This is a genomic window from Streptomyces sp. NPDC043738 (genome assembly GCF_056436545.1).
The window spans coordinates 670,869-692,392 of sequence record NZ_JBWKCJ010000001.1 but is presented as its reverse complement, the minus strand read 5'-3'; the positions used below and the strand labels follow the sequence as shown (position 1 = coordinate 692,392).

The following is a 21,524-nucleotide window of genomic DNA, read 5'->3' as shown; positions in this document are numbered from 1 at the left end:
CTGGGGGTAACCCGCGGAAGGGGCCACTCGTGCTTCGTGTCGCAGTGATCGGTTCCGGACCCAGCGGTGTCTACACCGCCCAGTCCCTGATCGAGCAGCAGACCGTACCGGACATCGAGGTGTACGTCCTGGACCGGCTGCCCTGCCCGTACGGTCTGGTGCGCTACGGCGTCGCACCGGACCACGAGAAGATCAAATCGCTGCAGAACAATCTGCGTACGGTGCTGGAGCACCCCGGGGTGCACTTCCTGGGCAATGTGGAGGTGGGCGCACCGGGACTGGGCGTCCAGGAGTTGCGGGAGATCTTCGACGCGGTGGTGTTCTGCGTGGGCGCCGCCACCGACCGGCACCTGGGCATCCCCGGTGAGGACCTGCCCGGCAGCCATCCGGCCACCGAGTTCGTCGCCTGGTACAGCGCACACCCGGACGCGGCCTCGACCCGCTTCGCCCTCGCGGCGCGGTCCGCCATCGTGATCGGCGTGGGGAACGTGGCGGTGGACGTGGCCCGGATGCTCTCGCGCCGGGCCGTCGAACTCGCGGCCACCGACATGCCGCAGGGGCCGCTCGGCGCGCTCGCGGACAGCCGCGTCGAGGACGTCTGGATGATCGGCAGACGCGGGCCCTCGCAGGCCAAGTTCACCACCAAGGAGCTGCGGGAACTGGGCTCCCTTCCGGGCACGCAGGTGGTCGTGCGCCCCGACGAACTGGCGCTGGATCCGGCGTACCGGGATCCCGCCGAGCTGCCGGCGGTGGGCCGGCGGAACGTCGAGGTGCTGCGCGGGTGGGCGGAGCGTCCGGCGGACGCGGCACCCGCGCAGGAGCACGGGCGGCGGATCCATCTGCGGTTCTTCCTGCGCCCCGTGGAGGTGCTCGGCGACGCCACCGGGGTGCGCGCGGTGCGGTTCGAGCGGACCGCGCCCGACGGCCACGGCGGCGTCACGGGCACCGGTGAATTCGAGGAGATCGAGGGCCAGTTGGTGCTGCGCTCGGTCGGCTATCGGGGGACGCCGCAGCCGGGCCTGCCGTTCGACGAGGCGACCGGAACGGTGCCGCACAAGGAAGGCCGGGTGCTGCGCAACGGGACGCCGCTGCCCGGCGTGTATGTGGCGGGCTGGATCAAGCGGGGCCCCACGGGGGTGATCGGCACCAACCGGCCGTGCGCGAAGGAGACCGCGCTGTCGCTCCTGGCGGACGCCGCGACGCTGGCGGAGCGCGCGACGGCCGACGACCCGGTGGCCGCGCTGACCCGCGCGGGACAGCGGCCGGTCCCGTGGCCGGGCTGGCTGGCCATCGAGGCCGCGGAGGCGGAGTGGGGACGCGGCCTGGGGCGCGGCACCGTCAAACTCCCGGACTGGCAAGGGCTGCTGGAGGCGGCCCACTCGGCGGACGTGACCGGCTGACCGTTCCGGCTACCGCGCGGCGGGGCCGCCGACGCGCCGAGGCTGCTACGACTCGTCGAGGCGGCGCTCCTGCAGTTCCGCCGCCCGCAGGACGCCGTCGAGCAGGCCGGGGAAGAGGGCGTCCAGGTCGGCCTCGCGCAGCCGGTTCATCTTCGCGGTGCCGCGGTAGAGCTGCTGGATGACGCCGTGCTCGCGCAGCACCCGGTAGTGGTGGGTGCAGGTCGACTTGCTCACCGGGAGCTCGATGTCCGCGCAGTTCAGCTCGCCGTCGGCGGCGGCCAGGGTGCACACGATGCGCAGCCGCATCGGGTCGGAGAGGGCATGCAGGACGTCGGTGAGCCTGATGTCCTCGCGGGCCGGGTGCTCCAGCGAACGGGAGCCCGGCGGGGCGCCCGGCGGCGTCGTATCGGTCGGCATGACGGCTCCTGACTGGTCTGCGGGACCCGGATCGGCGCGGCGCCCTTCCCGTGCGTTCATTGTCCGCCCGCTCATTGTACGAGAAGCATCGTAGTTTGACATCCACCGTAGTACGACGCTTATCGTATGAGTGCGGGCCCGACCGGAGCCCGCTCCTCTCCACGCACAGGAGCCTGCCGTGAGCGCACTGTTCGAGCCCCTCACCCTTCGCTCGCTGACCATCCCGAACCGCCTCTGGATGGCGCCCATGTGCCAGTACTCCGCGGATCCCGAGGGCCCGGGCCAGGGCGTGCCCGGCGACTGGCACTTCCAGCACCTGGCGGCACGGGCCGCGGGCGGGACGGGCCTGATCCTCACGGAGGCGACCGCGGTGAGCCCGGAAGGGCGGATCAGCCCGTACGACCTCGGGCTGTGGAACGACGCGCAGACCGAGGCCTTCCGGCGCATCACCGACTTCCTCAAGGCGCAGGGGGCCGTCGCGGGAATCCAGATCGCCCACGCCGGCCGCAAGGCGTCCACCGAGCGCACCTGGGTGAACCGCGGCGGCCCGCTCCTCCCCGGTCAGCGACACGGCTGGGAGCCGGTCGGGCCGAGCCCGCTGCCGTTCGGCGAGGGGTTCGCCACTCCGTCCGCGCTGTCCGTGGAGCAGATCCACGAGCTCGTCGCGCGGTTCGGGGCGACGGCCCGGCGGGCGCTGGACGCCGGCTTCGAGGTGGCCGAGATCCACGGCGCCCACGGCTACTTGATCAATCAGTTCCTCTCGCCGTTCACCAACCGGCGCACCGACGCGTACGGCGGCTCCTACGAGAACCGGACACGGTTCGCGCTGGAGGTCGTGGACGCGGTGCGCGAGGTCTGGCCCGACGAGCTGCCGGTCTTCTTCCGGATCTCGGCGACCGACTGGCTCACCGAGGACGAGAGCGACGACCGCGAGGGCTGGACCGCCGACGACACCGTGCGCTTCGCCCGGGACCTCAAGGAGCACGGCGTCGACCTGCTGGACACCTCCACGGGCGGCAACGCACCGGACGCGAAGATCACCACGGGGCCCGGCTACCAGGTGCCGTTCGCCGAGCGGGTCAAGAAGGAGGCCGGTCTGGCCGTGGGCACCGTGGGGCTGATCACCGAGGCGCGGCAGGCCGAGAAGATCATCGCCGACGGCCAGGCCGACGCCGTACTGCTGGGCCGCGAACTCCTGCGCACGCCCAGCTTCGCGCAGCACGCGGCGCGGGAGCTGGGGGCGCAGATCCGGGTTCCGCAGCAGTACCACCGCGCCGTCTGACGCGGCGCGGCGACGGTGCGGGCTGGGTGCGCCGCGGCGCGGCCGATGCCGCGCCGCACCGTGTGAGCGGATCCGCACCGCACCGTGTGACCTGCGCGAACAGCCGCCGGGACGCCGTTGTCAGTGGTCGGGTGCAGACTTGCCACTGTCTGAGACAACGGCGTCCCGGAGGTGTTCCGGCAATGACCGACGTACTACTCGCGGTGGGCACCCGCAAAGGGCTCTTCACCGGCCGGCGGCGGCACGGCGACTGGGAGTTCAGCGGCCCCCATTTCCCCTCACAGGCGGTGTACTCCCTCGGGATCGACAGCCGCCGTGCGACGCCCCGGCTGCTGGCCGGCGCCGACAGCGCCCACTGGGGCCCGTCCGTCTTCCACTCCGACGACCTGGGCGACACCTGGCAGGAGCCCTCCCGCCCGGCGATCAAGTACCCCAAGCACACCGGCACTTCACTGGAGCGGGTGTGGCAGCTGCATCCGGCGGGCCCGGCCGCCCCGGACGTGGTGTACGCGGGCACCGAGCCCGGCGGCCTGTTCCGCTCCGAGGACGGCGGCGAGACCTTCGAGCTCGTCCGGGCGCTGTGGGACCACCCCAGCCGCGGGAAATGGGTCCCCGGCGGCGGTGGCCTGGCGGTCCACACGGTGATCACCGACCCGCGGGACGCCGACGCGGTCACGGTCGCGGTCTCCGCGGCCGGCGTCTTCCGCACCCTCGACGGCGGCGCCAGCTGGGCACCGTCGAACAAGGGCGTCCAGGCGGTCTTCCTGCCGGACCAGCACCCCGAGTTCGGCCAGTGCGTCCACAAGATCGCGCAGGACCCGGTGAACCGCGACCGCCTGTATCTGCAGAACCACTGGGGCGTCTACCGCAGCGACGACGCCGGCGCACGGTGGACGGACATCGGCGGCGGGCTGCCCTCGGACTTCGGCTTCGCCGTGGCCGCCCATCCGCACCGAGGCGATGTCGCCTACCTCTTCCCGATCACCGCCGACATCGACCGGGTGCCCGCCGAGCACCGCTGCCGGGTCTTCCGCACGACCGACGCCGGCCGGAGCTGGGAGCCCCTCAGCGAGGGCCTGCCGGCGGAGGAGCATTACGGCACGGTGCTCAGGGACGCGCTGTCGGTCGACGACAACGACCCCGCGGGAGTGTATTTCGGCAATCGCAACGGCGAGGTGTACGCCAGCGCGGACGACGGCGACAGCTGGCAGCAGCTCGCCGCCCATCTGCCGGATGTGCTGTGTGTGCGGGCGGCGGCCGTCGCATGAGCGGACAACGCGACCGGGCAGCCGAGGAGTTCCGCGGCCCGCCCCGCGCAAGCACAGGCCATCGATTAATGGGGAGCGGCCCTCGGCCAGTAGGGTGATCCCGTGGCTGCACGACCTCTCCAAGACATCGTCGAACCAGGCTGGGCCAAGGCACTTGAGCCCGTAGCCGACCGAATCGCCGCGATGGGCGACTTCCTGCGGGCGGAGATCGCCGCGGGACGGACCTATCTGCCGGCCGGCAACAACGTGCTGCGCGCCTTCCAACAGCCCTTCGACGAGGTGCGGGTGCTGATCGTCGGACAGGACCCCTACCCCACACCGGGGCATGCGGTCGGGCTCAGCTTCTCGGTGGCGCCCGACGTCCGCCCGCTGCCCGGGAGCCTGGAGAACATCTTCCGCGAGCTGCACTCCGACCTCGGCCTGCCCCGGCCGTCGAACGGCGATCTGACCCCGTGGACGCGCCAGGGCGTACTGCTGCTGAACAGAGCCCTGACCACCGCGCCCCGCAAGCCCGCCGCACACCGCGGCAAGGGCTGGGAGGAGGTCACCGAGCAGGCCATCCGCGCACTGGTGGCCCGCGACCGTCCGCTGGTGTCGGTGCTGTGGGGGCGCGATGCGCGCAATCTGCGGCCGCTGCTGGGCGATCTGCCGGCCGTCGAGTCCGCGCACCCCTCCCCCATGTCGGCGGACCGGGGCTTCTTCGGCTCGCGGCCCTTCAGCCGGGTGAACGACCTGCTGGCCCGGCAGGGCGCACAGCCCGTCGACTGGAGGCTGCCCTGACAGTGGGCGACGATAGTGTGCCCCGCATGACGAATGCGAACATCCCTGCGGGTTGGTATGCCGACCCGCAGGGCACCCCCCACCAACTTCGCTGGTGGGACGGGTCCCAGTGGACGGAGCACACACACCCGGGGCAGCAGGCCGCCGCCCCGGCCCAGGCCCAGGCCGCTCAGCCCGGCCCCCAGCAGCCCGCGCAACAGCAGCCGGCCGGGCAGCAGGCGCCCGCGCAGTTCGCGCCGCAGCAGCAGCCGGCGGCGCAGGCCCAGGCCGCCCCGTATCAGGGTCAGCAGCAGGGCGGCGCGCCGTACGGCCAGCAGGGCCACGGCCACCCCCAGCAGATGATGGGCCAGCAGGCGCCCGGCGTGCCGGCGCAGCAGCCCTACGGTCAGCAGCCGATGCCGGGAGCACAGGGCGCGCACCCGGGCGCCGTGCAGCAGCAGGTACAGCAGCAGGCCGGAGTGGCACCCACCGGTCCGGGCGGCGGCACGCTGTTCACCGAGCCGGTGCTGGTGGTCAACCAGAAGGCCAAGCTGATCGAGGTCACCAACGAGTACAGCGTCTTCGACCAGCACGGCAACACCATCGGCACGGTCGTCCAGGTCGGCCAGAGCACGGCCAAGAAGGTCCTGCGGGTCGTCTCCAGCCTCGATCAGTACATGACCCACAAGCTGGAGATCCGGGACGGCTACGGCCAGCCGCAGCTGGTGCTGACCCGGCCCGCGAAGTTCATCAAGTCCAAAGTGATCGTCGAGCGTCCGGACGGCTCTCCGGTCGGCGAGATCGTGCAGCAGAACGCCATCGGGAAGATCAACTTCGCGATGATGGTCAACGGCCAGCAGATCGGCGCCATCAAGGCCGAGAACTGGCGCGCCTGGAACTTCGCGATCGTCGACCACGCCGACACCGAGGTCGCCCGGATCACCAAGACCTGGGAGGGCCTGGCCAAGACGATGTTCACGACCGCGGACAACTACGTCCTGCAGATCCACCATCAGCTGCCCGACCCGCTGCTGAGCCTGGTCGTCGCCACGGCCCTGACCGTCGACACCGCCCTCAAGCAGGACGCCCGCGGCTTTGGCTGAGTCCCAGGGCCGCGGCCCGGAGGCGACCGGGACCGGGCGGGGCCATGTCCTCGGCGTCGACTCGGGCGGCTCGGGGCTGCGGATCGCCGTGGCCCGCGCCGACGACGCCGGCACGCGGCCGCCGGCCTCGTACACCTCGGACGAGCCGGTGCGCACCGGCCCCGCCGGTATCGACGCCGCGCACCTGCTGTCCCAACTCCTTCCCGCCGCCGAGAAGTTGGCGCACGAAGTGGGCGCGGACGGGTTCACGGCTGCGTGTGTCGGCGCGGCCGGCATGGCGTCGCTGGGCGACGAGCTGCGCGCCCGGCTGCCGGCCGCGCTGGCCACCGCGTTCGGGGTGCGCTCGCTCGCGCTCGCCGCGGACGCGGTGACCGCGTACGCGGGGGCGCTGGGCCAGCGGCCGGGCGCCGTAGTCGCCGCGGGGACCGGCGTGATCGCCCTGGGCACCGACCTGACCGCGGCGGGCGGGTGGCGGCGCGCGGACGGCTGGGGCCATCTGCTGGGCGACTGCGGCAGCGGCGCCTGGATCGGCCGGGCCGGTCTGGAGGCCGCGCTGCGCGCCCACGACGGGCGGCCCGGCGGTTCGGGCGCCCTGCTGGCGCGCGCCGAAGCGGTGTTCGGGCCGGTCGACGGGCTGCCCGGCGCGCTCTACCCGCGCCCGGACCGGCCGGCCGTACTGGCCTCGTTCGCCCCCGAAGTCGCCCGCTGCGCCGGGGAGGACGACGCGGTGGCGTCCGGCATCCTGCGGGCCGCCGCCGGCCACCTCGCCGACGCCGCGGCCGCGGTCTGCCCGCCGGGCGCCGGCCGCGTGGTGGCCTGCACCGGTGGACTGTTCGCAATCGGCGCGCCACTGCTGGCTCCGCTGCGCACGGCGCTCGCCGATCGACTCCCGCGCGCCCGCCTCGCGGATGCCGCCGGCAGCCCGCTCGACGGGGCGCTGGCGGTCGCCGCGGCGCTGGCCGGCGACCGCCTGCTGCTGCCCGCCGATGTGAAGTTGTTGCAGATCACACGGCCTGCGCCGGGGTAGCACCACCATGACGCGCGGGATAAAACGGGACGGATACCTCGGCACCGAACCCTCCCTCCGCGCGGGGGCGGTCCGAGGCGTTAGCATGCGGCGCCATGAGTTCCCCCACTGGGCCCGCACCTGGCTCGCACGATTTTGACGCCGCACCCCCGAGCCCTGGAGCCGCACCCGGCCTGCCTGTACGAATGCCGCGCGCGCGGCAGTCCGGCCGCCACCGCAAGCCGGAGCCGCTCGCCGCACCCGAGGGCGCACCCGCCCTGGTGCTGGCCGTGCCCGGCACCCCCACCTCCGCCTCGCGCAGCCTGGCGGAGGAGGTCTCCAGCATCGCCCGGTCCGAACTGCCGGGCCTCGACGCCCGGATCGGCTACGTGGACGGCGGCGACGACGAGTTCCCGTCCCTGGAGGCCGTGCTGGCGCACGCCGCGGCCGAGCAGAAGGCCCGTGCGGACGCCGCCGGGCAGCCCGACCCGGCTCCCGCCGCGGTGGTCGTGCCGCTGCTGGCCGGGCCGGACAGCGCCCTGCTGCGCCGGATACGCCAGGCGATGATGAACAGCGGTTCCGGCGCCGAGCTGACCGACGTCCTGGGCCCGCACCCGCTGCTCGCCGAGGCGCTGCACGTCCGGCTCTCCGAGGCCGGTCTGGCGCGCGCCGACCGCGCCCGGCTGTTCACGGTCGCCACGGCCGCGGACGGCATCATCCTGGCCACCGTGGGCGGCGACGAGGCCGTGCAGGCCGCCGGGATCACCGGCATGCTGCTCTCCGCCCGGCTCGCGGTGCCCGTGCTCGCCGCCGCGCTGGACGAGGAGGGTGCCATCTCCCGTACGGCCGAGCAGCTGCGCGGCTCCGGTTCGCAGCAGCTGGCGCTGGCCCCGTACCTGATCGGCCCGGAGATCGCCGACGGCCTTGTGGGGGCGGCCGCGGCGGAGGCGGGCTGCGCGTCGGCCGAGGCGCTGGGCGCCTACGGCGCGGTGGGCCGGCTGGTGCTGTCGAACTACGCGGCGGCGGTGGGCATCACCCTGCCGACGCAGGCGCAGGGGGCGCCGGTCCGCTAGGGCGGGCGCCGCCAGGGCAACGATCGCCTCGTCAGGGCCGTCTTCGCGCAGTGCGCGGGGCGGCCCTGCGCGTTTCCCGGCCGGCGGTCGGCGCCACGACTCCCTCCGAGCGGCGCAGACGGGCGCCAGACGGCCTGCGGGCGCATCGGTCGCGTTGCCGGCGGGCGGGCGGCCCTACGCTCGCCAGAGAGCCCCACAGAGCCTCGGGAAGGACGTCCATGACGAACATCGACATCGTCCGCGCGGCTTTCGCCGCCTACCTCGCCCAGGACCGCGAAGCCATCGACCGGCTGCTCGCCGACGACTTCGTCTTCACCAGCCCCCAGGACGACCACCTCGACAAGGCCGCCTTCCTCCGGGTCTGCTTCCCGACCGCGGACCGGCTGCGCCGGCAGGAGATCCTCGACGCGGTGGCCATCGACGACCACCAGGTCTACGTCCGCTACGCCTACGAGCTGAAGACCGGTGAGCGCCATCGCAACGTCGAGGTGCAGACGGTGCGCGACGGCCGGATCACCGAGGTCCAGGTGTACTTCGGCGGCCGCTTCCCCGAGGGGTGAGCCGCCCCGTGGGCGGTCCGTCAGACGAAGACGACGCAGGAGGCGGCCGGTGCCGGGACGGCGCCGCCGCGGACCGGGATGCCGGTCCGCTGGTCGACGGTGAACCAGGTGACGTCGCCGGAGCGCTCGTTGGCCGCGTAGAGGTGCCGGCCGTCGGGCGCGAGCGCCAGATCGCGGGGCCAATGGCCACCGCAGGCAACGGTGGTGACGAGGGTCGCGGTATCGCCGGAGGCGTCGAGGGCGAGGACCGAGATGCTGTCGTGGCCCCGGTTGGCGGCCCAGGCGAACCTGCCGTCCGCGGAGAGCACGAGCGCGGAGGGGAAGGTGGCCGCCGCCCCGGCTCCGTCCGGGAGGAGACGGGTCTCCCCCAGGGGCGTCAGCGCGCCGCCCTCGGCGTCCCACCGGCAGACCGTCACCGTCGGGTCGAGTTCGTTGATGACGTAGGCGCGGTCGCCGCGCGGGTGGAAGGCGAGGTGGCGCGGGCCGCTGCCGGGCCGCAGGCGTACCTCGTCGTGCAGGGCCAGGGCCCCGTCGGTGCCGAGCGCGCAGATCCGGACGGAGTCGGTGCCCAGGTCGACGCTGAGCAGCCGGCCCGCTCCGGGGGCGGGCAGCACGGCGTGCGCGTGCGGGCCCTCCTGGCGGTCGGCCCGCGGGCCGCTGCCCTGGTGGGAGAGCACGGTGGCCGGGCCGCCGAGCGAGCCGTCGGCCCGTAGGGGGAGCGTGCTGACGCTGCCGGAGCTGTAGTTGGCGGTGACGAGGTGGCCGGCGACCAGGGTGAGGTGGGTGGGGTCGGCGCCGTCCACGGGGACGGCGGGCGCGAGCAGCTCGGGCCCTCGGGGTGTGAGGGTGAAGGCCGCCACCGCGCCGTCGGTGGTCTCGCTGACCGCGTAGAGGTGGCGCCCGTCGGGGCTCGGGACCAGATAGGAGGGGTTGGCGAGGGCGTCGGTGGAGTACAGCGGGGTGAGGGCCCCGGACTCCGGGTCGACGGCCGCGGTGGTGATCCCGGGGCCGCCGGCGGTGGTGAAGGATCCGATGTACGCCCGCCGGCCGCTGTCGCTGGTCCCCACTGGTCCGCCCTTCGTCCGCCTGCCCGCCTGAGGTGCTCCGGCGACGCTAACAGCCGCGGCCGGGGTGTCCTGGGCGATGGCCGGAATGCGGCCGGGGGCCCGGCGCGGCCTCAGGACGCCGCGAACGGTGCCCGCGGTGAGCTGCGCACCGGATGGGCGAGGGCGGTGAGGGCGGACTCCAGGCTGTGCAGATGCGCCAGGGCGCGTTCGGCGCCGGGGTGGTGGGCGGTCGCGGCGGGGGTCTCGGGGGTGGCCGCGGGCTCGGCGCCGGGCGCGAAGAGGGTGCCGACGACGGCCTCGACGCGCTGGCAGGCGGCGGTCAGCCGGGCGTCGTGCGAGGCGGCCGGGTCGGCGGCCACCTCGGCCAGGCCCCGGACCTGGGCGGCGCAGTCGTCCAGGTAGGTCATGACCTGCCGGGCCCGGGCCTTGCGGTGCCGCAGCGGGCTCAGCGGATGCAGCAGCGGCGCGAGCGAGAGCCGCACCCGTGCCAGCAGCAGTTCGAGCTCGGCGACGTGCGGGGACGGGTCGGCGTGCAGATCGCCGGCCAGCCGGCGGGCGGAGGCGGCGGTGCAGTCGCGGACGCACGTCACGGCGCGCTGGATCCAGGCGTCGGTCGCCGCGTGCGTGGTGACCGGCAGCACCAGCGCGACGGCCAGCGCCGCGCCCAGCGCGCCGACGAGAGTCTGCTCGAAGCGCAGCGCGAGGAGTCCGGGGTGCAGCACGCCCAGCAGGCCGTACAGCAGCCCGGCCATGACGGTGACGAAGAACATCATCCAGCTGTACGAGGGGCCCGCGGTGTAGAAGATGCCGAACACGCAGACGGCGACCAGGGCGGCGGTGGGGGCGGCGGCGCCGTGCAACGGGACGGCGACCACCAGGCCGGCCGCGATGCCGACGACGGTGCCCACCACCCGGCGGAAGCCGCGGACCAGCGTCTCCCCGCGGGAGGAGGTGTTGACGAAGATCCACCAGGCGGTGCCCACGGCCCAGTACCAGCGTTCGCTGGAGACCGCCTGGCCGACCGCGAGGGCGAGCGCGCAGGCCAGGGTGTTCTGGACGGCGAGCCGGGTGGTGGGGCGGGCGAGACCGCGGCTCACGAGCGGCGCGGGGGCGGCCGGCGGCGGGGTGCGCCGCTCCAGGCACCAGATGCCGAAGCGGACCGTACTGCTCGCGACCAGTGCCAGCGCCACCGCCGCGGCGAGTTGCGGAAGCTGCGCGGGAACGGCGTGCAGGAACTGCGCCGCGAAGATCATCATGAACGCGAAGATGCCCAGCGCCTGGCCGCGCGGTCCCCAGCGGCGGGCGTAGACCCCGCAGAAGACCACGAGCAGGAAGACCGCGTCACGCGCCGTCGGCAGCTCGTGCAGGGCGGTGGCGAGCGCGAGGACGGGCAGCCCGACGACCGGCAGCAGGGCGGTGGTGCCGGCCTGGCCGCGGACGGTCGGGTCGCCGACGGTGAAGAGGGCCAGGAGCGCCGCGAGACCGCCGAGGATCGAGGCCGGCAGCGGGAGCCCGGCCAGTTCGGCGGCGGTGACGGCGAGCGCGATCCCCAGGACGGCCCGCAGGGACGTACGCAGGCGCAGCCGGCCCGGGTCCGGTGCCACAAAGATCTTCTTCACGTGCGGAAACCGCCCCCTTCTGCTCCGGTCCGATCCGGCCCGATTCGACGCGCCGCCGCGCACCCCTGCCGGCGGGCAAGACAAAGGCGCTGCGGGGGTCCGGACCGGCTCCTTTGCCGGTCGGGCGCAGCCCTGCAACGCCATCTGTGGAAGAGATAAGCACCGACAGGGCAGCTGGCTCAACCGTCACTGCGTTGACTGGGCCATTGGTACATTCGACGGGAGATCTCACCGACCGAGAGGGGGCCGTTGGACCATGCCCGTGGACGCCCTGGATGCCAAGATCCTCCGGCTGCTGCTGGAGCAGCCGCGTACCAGCGTGCGGGAGTACGCCCGGCTGCTCGGGGTGGCCCGGGGCACCGTCCAGGCCCGGCTGGACCGGCTCGAACGGGACGGCGTGATCACCGCATACGGCCCCCGGCTCTCCCCCGCCGCGCTGGGCCACCCGGTTCTGGCCTTCGTCCACATCGAGGTCACCCAGGGGCATCTGGAGGAGGTCGCCGCCGCGCTGGCCGAGGTGCCGCAGATCATCGAGGCGTTCTCGACGACCGGTGGCGGGGACCTGCTCACCCGGGTGGTGGCCCGGGACGCGGCGCACCTGGAGGATGTGATCCAGCGGCTGATCAGCCTGCCGGGCGTGGTCCGCACCCGTACGGAGATGGCGCTGCGCGAGCGGGTTGCGCACCGGATGCTGCCGCTGGTCGAAGCGGTGGGGGGAGCCGCCAAGCAGCGCTGAGGCGGGGCACCGGGTCGCGGCGCGCCTTGGCATGCTGGGGGGCATGAGCGCCTCCCCCGCCTCCCAGGTCACGCCCGGCACCGCCGCCCGGCGGACTCCGGTGATCTTCGACCTCGACGGCACGCTGGTGGACAGCGAGCCGAACTACTACGAGGCGGGGCGCCGGCTGCTGGCCGGCTACGGCCGGGCGGACTTCAGCTGGGAGCAGCACACCCGCTTCATCGGCATCGGCACCCGCGAGACCCTGGAGATCCTCAGCCGGGAGCTGGGTATCGACGCGCCGGTCGAGGAGCTGCTGGCCGGCACGAACCGCACGTATCTGGAGCTGGCGCGGGCGCACACCGAGGTCTTCCCGGAGATGCGCGCGTTCGTCGAGCGGCTGGCCGCGGCGGGGCACCCGATGGCGGTGGCGTCCGGTTCGTCGCGGGCCGCGATCGAGGCGGTGCTGGCCGGTACGGGGCTCGACGCGCTGCTGACCACGCTGGTGTCGGCCGAGGAGGTGGCACACGGCAAGCCCGCGCCGGATGTGTTCCTGGAGGCCGCGCGCCGGCTCGGTGTCGAGCCGGCGGAGTGCGTGGTGCTGGAGGACGCGGCGCCCGGTGCGCTCGCGGCTCACCGGGCGGGTATGCGGTGCATCGCCGTCCCGTATGTGGCCGCCACCGCCGACGACCCGGCCTTCGCACGGGCCGGGCTGCTGTTCAAGGGCGGTCAGGGGGAGTTCACGGCACGAGCCGCGTACGACTGGCTGGAGCAGCCGGTGCGGTCCGCCTGATCCCTCCGGTGGCGGTCACCGGACCGTCCGGGGTGGGGCCGAACGCGGGCCCGTCCCGGGGCGGGGCCCCGAACGCCGGACGGCCACCTCCGCTGTCCTGCGCGGAGGTGGCCGTCGGGTGTCCGCCGTCGTCCGGCACCGGGCGATGACCGTGCCGTCCCGGAAGGCGGTCTCCGGAAAGCGGGCTAACCGGGTGCTCACTCCATGCCCATCGACTTGCACGCGTCGGCGAGATCGGCGCAGAGCAGGTCGGTCCGCACGACGCCGTCGCGGACGACGGTGTCCTTGAGGTTCTTCCTGGTGACGATCCTCGCGTCGAACAGCCGGGCCGGGATACCGGACTTGGTGCTGTTGCCGGCCGTGGTGGTCGTCAGGGAGTTGATGCTCTTCCCGCGCAGCAGTCGGAACGCAATTTCTGCGGCGGTTTCGGCCTCCGGCCGGACGTCCTTGTAAATGGTGAAGGACTGGGTACCGGCGACCAGCCGCTGGAGCGCGGGGAGTTCGGCGTCCTGGCCGCCGACCGGAACGTCCTTGATGCCGGCCGACTTGAGCGCCGCGGCGATACCGCCCGCCATACCGTCATTGGCCGAGTAAACGGCGTCAAATCCTTGTGCGCCATGCGCGTTGATGACGTCGGTCATCTTCTGCTTGGCCGTCGCGGCGGACCAGTCGGGGATGTCCTTCTCGAAGATGATCTTGTGCACCTTGCCGTCGAGGACGGAATGGGCGCCCTTCTTGTAGGCCGGCGCGTTCGGGTCGGTCGGCGAGCCGTTCATCATGACGACATCGGCGGAGGCCGCCCCCGAGCCGAGAGCGGCCAGCATGGCCTTGCCCTGGAGCTGGCCGATCTTCTCGTTGTCGTAGGACACGTAAGCAGCGACATCGCCCTCGGCGAGCCGGTCGTACGCGATGACCTGGACGCCCTTCTTGGCCGCGGAGCTCACCCAGCCCTTGACCGCCTGGGAGTCGACCGGGTCCAGAATGATGACCTTGACGCCCTTCTTCACCAGGGCGTCGAACTGTCTCTTCTGCGTGGCGACCTGCTGCTCGGCATTCCCGTATTCCACCTTGCATTCAAGGCAGAGCGAGGCTATCCGGGACGTAATGATGCGGCGGTCGAACTTCTCGTAGCGGTCCGCTTTGTTCTCCGGGAGGAGCAGACCAATGGCGTCCTTGCCGGCCCCGGCGTCCTGCTGTTCCTTCCCGCAGGCCGCCAAGGGCGCCGCCAGCGAAAGGGCCACTGCGCCGGTGACGGCACGCCGCATTATTGCATTCATTTTTTCGGTACCTCCCATGGGGCCGCCTGACCCGGCCCAGAACGGCTGAAGTGAACGTCACCCTCCACCTCATCGTCAAGAATCGAGGCAATAACGATACAAAAGTGAGGCATGAGTTGGATCCCTGAACGACGTTCACTCACGGAGCCTTCCGGAACGCTCCTTTCCGGCCGTATTTCACGTTCTCACCGGCTTGCCTGTTCTCTCCTCCTTGCCTGTTCCCTCCGCGGATGCACCCTTCGACCGCTCATGGGAAACTTGATCGAGGCCTGGCGCCGGCCGGCCGGGCCCGCGCCGGAAGCGGCGGCCCCCTGACCGCCGAGCGCTCTGTACAGGCCGCCGAAATGTCATCGTCATGAGTACGGCGCGGAGTCTCACCCCCGTTTCCGCCGACGGCCGGCTGGGCGGCCCGGCCCAGCACCCCGGCCGCCGTGACCCGGCCTATCTGCGGCGCCGTGCCGCGCTCGCCGCCCCGGCCGACGGACACCGCGTCGGGGCGCCCTACGCGCCCGTCGACTACACCGAGGCGGAGCACCGCACCTGGCGGTTGGTGCACGAGGCGCTCGGCCCCGCGCACCGCGCCCACGCGTGCCGCGCGGTGCTCGACGCCGGCGAGGACGCGCCCATCCCCGCCGAGCGGATCCCGCAGCACGCGGAGGTCAGTGCCCGTCTCACGCCCCGCACGGGCTTCGCCTTCACGCTGGCCGGCGGGGTGGTGCCCAACGAGCGGTTCCTGGGAGCGATGGAGTACGGCTACTTCCACGCCGTGCAGTTCGTCCGGCACCCCGCCGTCCCGCTCTACACCCCCGAACCCGACGTGCTGCACGACGTGTTCGGCCACGGCATCCACCTGTCGGACCCGCGCGTCGCCCACCTCTACCGCCTCATCGGCGAGGCGGCCAACCACGTCCGCACCGAGGAGGCCCTCGACGTCCTCAGCCGGGTGTACTGGTTCACCCTCGAGTACGGGCTGATCACGGAATCCGGCACGCCCAAGGCCTTCGGCGCGGCCCTGTTGTCGTCGTACGGCGAGATCGCCGCCGACGACAGCCGGGAGGTACGCGAGCTGGACCTCCGCGCCGCGGCCGGCACCGCGTACCGCATCTCCGGCTACCAGCCCGTCCTGTACGCCGCCCGCTCCATGGAGCACCTCGAAGACCTCCTCGGCGCGTTCTGCGCGGACTTCGACGACGAGATCGCGCAGCGGCTGCGGCTCCCGGCGCTCTCCCGCGACCGGGCGTAGGGCCGCGCGTCCCTCGTCGCGGGGTGGCGATCTCCTCCGCCGCCTCCCCCCGTGGGGCTTCGCGCAGTGGACGGATCGCATCGCCCTCGCCAGGATCTCGGTGGAACACGCGTTCTCAGAGAAGAGAGGCGGAACGTACGGATGGCGAAGCACTGGGCGGACTTCCAGTACGAGATCTATCTCCAGGGCATGACGGGCTCCGTGCCCCGGCTGCCGACGGATCTGACCCGGCTGGAGGAGCTCACCGAGCAGCGCCTGGGCCAGGGCCCGGTCGGCTATGTGGCGGGCAGCGCGGGCACCGGCAGCACCGCGGCCGCCAACCGTGCCGCACTGGACCGCCGGCGGATCGTGCCGCGCGTCCTGCGCGATGTGCACCAGCGCGACCTGTCCGTGGAGGTGCTGGGCCGGTCGCTGCCGGCGCCGCTCGCCCTCGCGCCGGTGGGCGTACTGTCGATCATGCACCCGGAGGCCGAGTCCGCGGCCGCACGGGCCGCCGCGGCGCAGGGGGTGCCCTACATCCTCTCCTCCGCCTCCAGCACACCTCTGGAGGAGGTCGCCGGGGCGATGGGCGACGGCGAACGGTGGTTCCAGCTGTACTGGGCGAAGGACCGCGAGGTCACCGCGAGCTTTCTGGCCAGGGCCAAAGCGGCCGGCTACACCGCGCTGTTCGTCACGCTCGACACTCCGCTCCTCGGCTGGCGTCCGCGCGACCTGGACCGGGCGTATCTGCCGTTCCTGCACGGCGTGGGCACCGCCAACTACTTCAGCGACCCCGCGTTCCGGGCGGGCCTGGCCAAGCCGGTGCACGAGGATCCGCAGGCGGCCGTGCGGCACTTCGTGGGGATGTTCGCCGACCCCGCCAAGACCTGGCCGGACCTGGCGTTCCTGCGGGAGAACTGGGACGGGCCGATCGTGCTCAAGGGCGTCCTGCACCCCGATGACGCGCGGCGGGCCGCCGAGGCCGGCGTGGACGGTGTGGTCGTCTCCAACCACGGCGGGCGCCAGGTGGCGGGCTCCGTCGCCGCCGCGGACGCGCTGCCCCGGGTCGTCGAGGCGGTCGGCGACCGGCTCACCGTCCTCTTCGACAGCGGCATCCGCACCGGCGACGACATCTTCAAGGCGCTCGCGCTCGGCGCGCGTTCGGTGCTGGTGGGGCGCCCGTACGCGTACGGACTCGGGCTGGACGGCCAGGCGGGCGTCGAGCACGTCATCCGCTGCCTGCTCGCCGAGCTCGACCTGACCCTGGCCCTGTCCGGCCACTCCCGCCCCACCACACCGTCCGCCGACGACCTGACCGAGGAAGCCCGATGACCGCCGAGCCCACGACCGCCACGGCCCTGAAGAACGTCCTCGCCGTCATCTCGCCGCATGTGGGCGGACGCGCCGCCGGTGCCGCGCTCACCGAGGTCTTTCCCGGCCGGGCCCGCGTCACCGTCGTCGAGACGACGGACGAGGACCCCGCGGCGCTGCGCGCGGCCCACATCATCATCACCGGGCTGGGCCCGGTCACCGCCGAACACCTCGCCGCCGCACCGGACCTGGAGCTCGTCCAGTGCGCCAGCCACGGCTTCGACTACGTCGATCTGGCCGCCGCCCGCGACCGGGGCGTCCCGGTCTGCACCATCGGCTCCAGCGGTGCGGAGAAGCAGAACGTGGCCGAGCAGACCTTCGCCCTCATGCTCGCCCTCGCCAAGCAACTGGTGCCGGCCCACACGGCCCTGGCCAAGGCCGACTGGGCACTGCCGCGGCTGCAGCGGTCCCTGACCGAGTTGTCCGGCAAGACCCTGGGCATCGTGGGCCTCGGCCACATCGGTGAGGAAGTGGCGCGCCGGGCCCTGGCGTTCGACATGACCGTCGTCTACACCGGCCCGAGGCGCGCCGCCCCGGAGACCGAGGCCCGGCTCGGCGGCGCCCGTCATCTGGGCCTGGACGAACTGCTGCGCACGTCGGACTACGTCACCCTGCACGCCCCGCTCACCGAGGCGACCCGCCACCTCCTGGACGCCGAACGCCTCGCGCTGCTCAAGCCCACCGCGTTCGTCGTCAACACCGCGCGCGGCGCTCTGATCGACCAGGACGCCCTCGCCGACGCGCTCGCGGCCGGCGCGCTGGCCGGCGCCGGGATCGACGTCTTCGACCCCGAGCCGCCCACGGCGTCGCTGCGCCTGCTCAAGGCCCCGAACGTGGTCCTCTCCCCGCATGTCGCGGGGGTCACCCGCGAGACGCTGGTCCGCATCGCGCTGGCCGCCGTGGAGAACGTGACGGGCCATCTGGCGGGCAAGCCCCTGCGGGACGTCGTCACGTCGTGAGCCGGCCCGGGACCGGGTGCCTGCACCGGAGGGCGCCGGTCCCGGGAGCGGGAACCTCAGCCGCGGCCCCCAAGGAGGCCGTCGCGCTTGAGGGAGGCGAGGTAGTGGTCCAGCAGCGCCTCGTCCACCGGTGGGCAGGACGCGGTCCACGAGGGCCACACCTCGTCGGTGCGGGTGCGCCGCACCTCGGGGAAGACGGTGTCGAGGTACATCTCCTTGACGCTGAAGCCGGCCTGCTTGGCCGGGGTGAGGAAGAGCGGGGTGAACGGGGCCACGGGCGCGGTGGGACGGGCGTGGACGTGGGCGACGAGCGCGTCGGTCCACTCCTTGTAGCTCACGTCGTCGATGCGGTGCCCGGCGGCGCGCATCCGGTCGACCATGTCGCTGAGGAACCCCGGTCGGGGGTTGGTCAGATGGACGACGCCGCCGAGGTGCGGGAGCCGGGTGGCGATGCCGACGACGGCGTCGGTGACCGCGTCCACCGGCACCAGGTCGAGCGGGAGCGGCACCGCGGGCGCCAGCCCCATCTCCACGATGGCGTCGAAGACGGCGCAGATGGCGCTGGTGGTGTTCCAGGCGCCGGTGCGGCTGTGACCGGTGATCTCGTAGGGACGGTGGACGGTGACCGGCAGCCCCGCGCCGGCGGCGTGGCCGAGCATGCGCTCGGCCACCCACTTGGTCTCGGGGTAGCCCATGCTGAGCAGTTCGGGGTGGCTGAGCGGGGTGGCCTCGTCGACGTGCCGTACGCCGCCGACGCCGCTTCCGGCGAGCACGGCCGTGGTGGAGACGTAGTGGAGGGGGACGCGTCGCGGACCCGCCAGCTGGACCAGGGTGCGGACGGCCTCCACGTTGGCCCCGCGCAACCGGCGGTAGGGGTAGAGGAAGTTGACGTGCGCCGCGTTGTGCACCACCAGGTCGACGGTGTCCGCCAGCCGGTCGAAGGTGGCGGCGGCCAGGCCCAGTGCGGGACGGGCCAGGTCGGCGGGTATCGGGCGGATGCGTCCGGGGTCGGTGGGCCGGACGCCGTAGCGCGCCATCGCCTCGTGTATCCGCCGCGCCGCCTGCGGTTCGTCCGCCGCGCGCACCGGGCAGTGGACGGTGGCGTCGGTGTCCCTCAGCAGCCGTTCGAGCAGGAACGCGCCGACGAAGCCGGTGGCCCCGGTGAGCAGGATGTGCCGGGCCCGGGTCGGTGTGGGCGCGGGGCCGGCGGTGGCGGGCGGCAGGGGCTCGAGAAGGGCTTCGGCCTCGTAGTCCGGCTCCGCGCAGTCTCCCTGGGGGGCGGACGGGCAGCGGGTCGCCGAGCGGAACGCCGCGAGCGCGGGGTCGGCGAGCAGTCCCTGCAGCAGCGGCGTGAAGCGCTCCGCGGGCAGACCCAGCCGGGCGAGGGTGCGGGTGACGGTGTGGGCGGCCAGCAGCGAGTTGCCGCCGGCGGCGAAGAAGTCGGTGGTGTCGGACACCGGTGTGCCCAGCACCTCGGCCCAGATGTCCGCGACGGGATCGCCGCCGTGGTGGGCGGCGTCCTCGCCGGTGCCGCCCGGGGTGGTGCCCGAGGCCGCGGCGGTGCGCAGTGCCGGGTAGTCGATCTTCCCGTTGGCGGTGAGGGGGAGGCGTGCCAACGGCGTGATGGGGGTGGGGAGCGCGTGCGGGGGCAGATGGTCCGAGAGATGGCTGCGCAGTGCCGCCGGGTCCGGGGGGCAGTCGGGGCGCGCCGGGGTGACGAACGCGGTGAGCCCCTTGCCTATCCCGTCGTGGTCGCTGACCAGCACCGCGGCCTCGGCGACCTCGGGGTGCCCGCGCAGCAGGGCCTCCACCGGCTCCAGTTCGACGCGGAAGCCGCGGATCTTGACCTGCCGGTCGGCCCGGCCCAGGAATTCGAGCGTGCCGTCCGGGCGCCGGCGTCCCAGATCGCCGCTGCGGTAGAGGCGGAGCGTCTCACCCGAGGGGGTCTCGCGGGTGAGGAAGGCGCGGGCGGTCTCGGCCGGCCGGTCGAGGTACTCCAGGGCCAGGCCCTGGCCGCCGATGCAGATCTCCCCTTGTTCGCCGGGGCCGGCCCACGTCCCGTCGGCGCGCAGCAGATGGCAGCTGCTGCCGGCCACTGGGTGCCCGATCGGGATGGCGGACGTACCGGGCGCCACGTGGTCGACGTCGTACGCCGTGGCCATGATGCCGCCCTCGGTCGGCCCGTAGCCGTTGATGAGGTGGCGGGGGCGCCCGGCCGCGCACACCGCGGCCGTCAGGTCGGGGTTCATCGCTTCACCGCCGATCAGCACCATGTCCAGGGAGGCGAAGATCGCGGGGCGGGTGCGCACCGTGTGGTGGAACAGGCTGGTGGTCAGGAACGCGTGGGTGATGTCTTCCGTGCGGATCAGTGACCGCAGCCGGTCCGTGTCCAGCAGTACGTCCCTTTCGGCCACGACGAGGCAGCCCCCGTTGACCAGGGTGGCCCAGGTCTCGAAGAGGGCGCCGTCGAAGGAGAGGCCGAAGGTCTGCAGCACGCGCTTGCCCGGGCCGGCGCACCAGGGGTGCGCCCCGGCCGCGAGCCGGGCCACGGCGCGGTGCGGGAACACCACCGGCTTGGGGCGTCCGGTCGTGCCGGAGGTGAACAGGATGTACGCGCTGTCGTCGGGAGCGCGCACTACGGCGGTCGGGCTGTCGCCCAACGGGCCGGGGCGGGTGTCCATCAGGGTGTCGAAGTCGACCCACTCGACCGGGCCGTCCGCCGGCACCGCGCAGGCGTGCCCGGGAAGGACGACGGCCAGCCGTGCGCGGGCGTCCGTGAGCATCTGCGCCGAGCGGGCCGAGGGGTACTGGGCGTCCACGGGGACGCATACCGCGCCCGCCTTGAGGATGCCGGCCATGGTGACCGTCGCCTCCCATGAGCGGACGCCCAGGACGGCGACGGCGTCGCCTCTGCGTATGCCGAGGTCGTACAGGGCCCTTGATATGGACTGCGACCAGTCGTCCAGCTCCCGGTACGCATAGGTGCGCTCACCGTCCCGTACGGCGGGACTCTTGGGGGTCAGGGCGGTCCGGCGGGCCAGGAGGACGGGCAGGGAGGCGCCCGGTGAGGGGGCCTGGGAGCGGTGCCGGGTGGCGGCGACGGGCGTGCTGGTGTTCATCAAAGCTCCACACGGGGGAATGGGGGTGATGCGGGCGGCAGCGGAGCGCCGGGGGCGGGGTGTGCGGTGTGCCGGAGGGCTGCGAGGGCGGACGGGGTTCCGCCGGCCGTCGGGCGGGGGTTCCGCCCGGGGACGAACGGCGTGGCCCTTGTTGGCGGGCCGTGGGCGGGGGTCAGCTCGCTCTCGCGCGACACTTTCGGGACCGGCGCGGGCGGCCGGCGGCGCGCGGCTCCGCATCCGCCGCCCGTAACGCGTGAAATGAGCTCAGGGGCACCGCCGGGGGACGCCCGCAGACTTGGTCCAGGTGCTCTTCGTCCTGCCAGGGCACGTGACGCCTTCCTCTACGGGAGCCTCGGCGAGCCGTCTTGCTCCTATGCCCCATCTGTGCTCCGCGGCATCACTTCCCACATCGGCATCACTTCAAGACAAAAAAGCCGTCAATCCATGGCGTAATAAAGCTCACTCTTGACCAGGTCTCCTCTTGCCGGAACACGCCAAACGCCCCGGGGGCGGG

Annotated in this window: 18 protein-coding genes; 13 read left to right on the top strand and 5 right to left on the bottom strand. The window is 73.3% G+C overall.

Annotated elements, in window-relative coordinates:
- Positions 1-29: 29 nt before the first annotated feature.
- The gene (locus AC0680_RS03065) at positions 30-1,400 is read left to right on the top strand and encodes an FAD-dependent oxidoreductase (RefSeq protein WP_478624435.1); all 1,371 of its coding nucleotides are present in this window, start codon (positions 30-32) and stop codon (positions 1,398-1,400) included.
- A 45-nt stretch (positions 1,401-1,445) separates the two neighbouring features.
- Here AC0680_RS03065 and AC0680_RS03060 read toward each other — a convergent pair whose 3' ends face one another.
- Positions 1,446-1,817 carry an ArsR/SmtB family transcription factor gene (locus AC0680_RS03060; protein WP_478624433.1) on the bottom strand — a complete coding sequence of 124 codons (372 nt, stop codon included), beginning with the start codon at positions 1,815-1,817 and terminating at the stop codon, positions 1,446-1,448.
- A 178-nt stretch (positions 1,818-1,995) separates the two neighbouring features.
- Here AC0680_RS03060 and AC0680_RS03055 point away from each other — a divergent pair, with 178 nt between their 5' ends.
- From AC0680_RS03055 to AC0680_RS03025, 7 genes are all read left to right on the top strand, one after another.
- Positions 1,996-3,099 (top strand): NADH:flavin oxidoreductase/NADH oxidase, encoded by a 1,104-nt coding sequence (locus tag AC0680_RS03055; protein ID WP_478624431.1) that lies wholly within the window; start codon positions 1,996-1,998, stop codon positions 3,097-3,099.
- 182 nt (positions 3,100-3,281) lie between these two features.
- Positions 3,282-4,367, top strand: a complete 1,086-nt coding sequence (locus AC0680_RS03050; protein WP_478624430.1) for a WD40/YVTN/BNR-like repeat-containing protein — start codon at positions 3,282-3,284, stop codon at positions 4,365-4,367.
- A gap of 102 nt (positions 4,368-4,469) precedes the next feature.
- On the top strand, positions 4,470-5,147 hold the full coding sequence (locus tag AC0680_RS03045) for a uracil-DNA glycosylase (protein WP_468983652.1): 678 nt from the start codon (positions 4,470-4,472) through the stop codon (positions 5,145-5,147).
- A 26-nt stretch (positions 5,148-5,173) separates the two neighbouring features.
- Positions 5,174-6,229 carry an LURP-one-related family protein gene (locus AC0680_RS03040; protein ID WP_478624428.1) on the top strand — a complete coding sequence of 352 codons (1,056 nt, stop codon included), beginning with the start codon at positions 5,174-5,176 and terminating at the stop codon, positions 6,227-6,229.
- Positions 6,222-7,256: an N-acetylglucosamine kinase gene (locus AC0680_RS03035; RefSeq protein ID WP_478624426.1), complete on the top strand. Its 1,035-nt coding sequence runs from the start codon at positions 6,222-6,224 to the stop codon at positions 7,254-7,256. Before AC0680_RS03040 ends, AC0680_RS03035 begins: the two co-directional genes overlap by 8 nt.
- Before the next feature lie 95 nt (positions 7,257-7,351).
- Positions 7,352-8,308 (top strand): sirohydrochlorin chelatase, encoded by a 957-nt coding sequence (locus AC0680_RS03030; protein ID WP_478624425.1) that lies wholly within the window; start codon positions 7,352-7,354, stop codon positions 8,306-8,308.
- Positions 8,309-8,526: 218 nt separating this feature from the next.
- Positions 8,527-8,868: a nuclear transport factor 2 family protein gene (locus AC0680_RS03025; RefSeq protein ID WP_478624423.1), complete on the top strand. Its 342-nt coding sequence runs from the start codon at positions 8,527-8,529 to the stop codon at positions 8,866-8,868.
- A 20-nt stretch (positions 8,869-8,888) separates the two neighbouring features.
- Here the strand turns inward: AC0680_RS03025 and AC0680_RS03020 are convergent, their stop codons facing one another.
- On the bottom strand, positions 8,889-9,935 hold the full coding sequence (locus AC0680_RS03020; RefSeq protein WP_478624422.1) for a lactonase family protein: 1,047 nt from the start codon (positions 9,933-9,935) through the stop codon (positions 8,889-8,891).
- 110 nt (positions 9,936-10,045) lie between these two features.
- Entirely contained in the window at positions 10,046-11,554 is a 1,509-nt protein-coding gene (locus AC0680_RS03015) for an FUSC family protein (RefSeq protein WP_478624420.1), read from the bottom strand.
- 256 nt (positions 11,555-11,810) lie between these two features.
- Between AC0680_RS03015 and AC0680_RS03010 the strand changes: the two genes are divergently transcribed.
- Positions 11,811-12,290 carry an Lrp/AsnC family transcriptional regulator gene (locus AC0680_RS03010; protein WP_478624419.1) on the top strand — a complete coding sequence of 160 codons (480 nt, stop codon included), beginning with the start codon at positions 11,811-11,813 and terminating at the stop codon, positions 12,288-12,290.
- A 43-nt stretch (positions 12,291-12,333) separates the two neighbouring features.
- Positions 12,334-13,062, top strand: a complete 729-nt coding sequence (locus AC0680_RS03005) for an HAD family hydrolase (protein WP_478624417.1) — start codon at positions 12,334-12,336, stop codon at positions 13,060-13,062.
- Positions 13,063-13,259: 197 nt separating this feature from the next.
- On the opposite strand, the gene AC0680_RS03000 is transcribed toward AC0680_RS03005, so the two are convergent.
- Positions 13,260-14,339: a sugar ABC transporter substrate-binding protein gene (locus AC0680_RS03000; RefSeq protein ID WP_478624416.1), complete on the bottom strand. Its 1,080-nt coding sequence runs from the start codon at positions 14,337-14,339 to the stop codon at positions 13,260-13,262.
- Positions 14,340-14,694: 355 nt separating this feature from the next.
- On the opposite strand from AC0680_RS03000, the gene AC0680_RS02995 reads away from it, so the two are divergent.
- The 3 genes from AC0680_RS02995 (at position 14,695) to AC0680_RS02985 (ending at position 17,891) form a co-directional block, all read left to right on the top strand.
- Complete coding sequence (locus AC0680_RS02995; protein ID WP_478624414.1) at positions 14,695-15,582, top strand: phenylalanine 4-monooxygenase; 888 nt, start codon at positions 14,695-14,697, stop codon at positions 15,580-15,582.
- A gap of 141 nt (positions 15,583-15,723) precedes the next feature.
- Complete coding sequence (locus AC0680_RS02990) at positions 15,724-16,893, top strand: lactate 2-monooxygenase (RefSeq protein ID WP_478624412.1); 1,170 nt, start codon at positions 15,724-15,726, stop codon at positions 16,891-16,893.
- Positions 16,890-17,891, top strand: coding sequence for a 2-hydroxyacid dehydrogenase (locus tag AC0680_RS02985; protein WP_478624411.1), 1,002 nt, complete (start codon positions 16,890-16,892; stop codon positions 17,889-17,891). Before AC0680_RS02990 ends, AC0680_RS02985 begins: the two co-directional genes overlap by 4 nt.
- A gap of 56 nt (positions 17,892-17,947) precedes the next feature.
- On the opposite strand, the gene AC0680_RS02980 is transcribed toward AC0680_RS02985, so the two are convergent.
- The gene (locus AC0680_RS02980) at positions 17,948-21,010 is read right to left on the bottom strand and encodes a non-ribosomal peptide synthetase (protein WP_478624410.1); all 3,063 of its coding nucleotides are present in this window, start codon (positions 21,008-21,010) and stop codon (positions 17,948-17,950) included.
- Between the last annotated feature and the right edge of the window lie 514 nt (positions 21,011-21,524).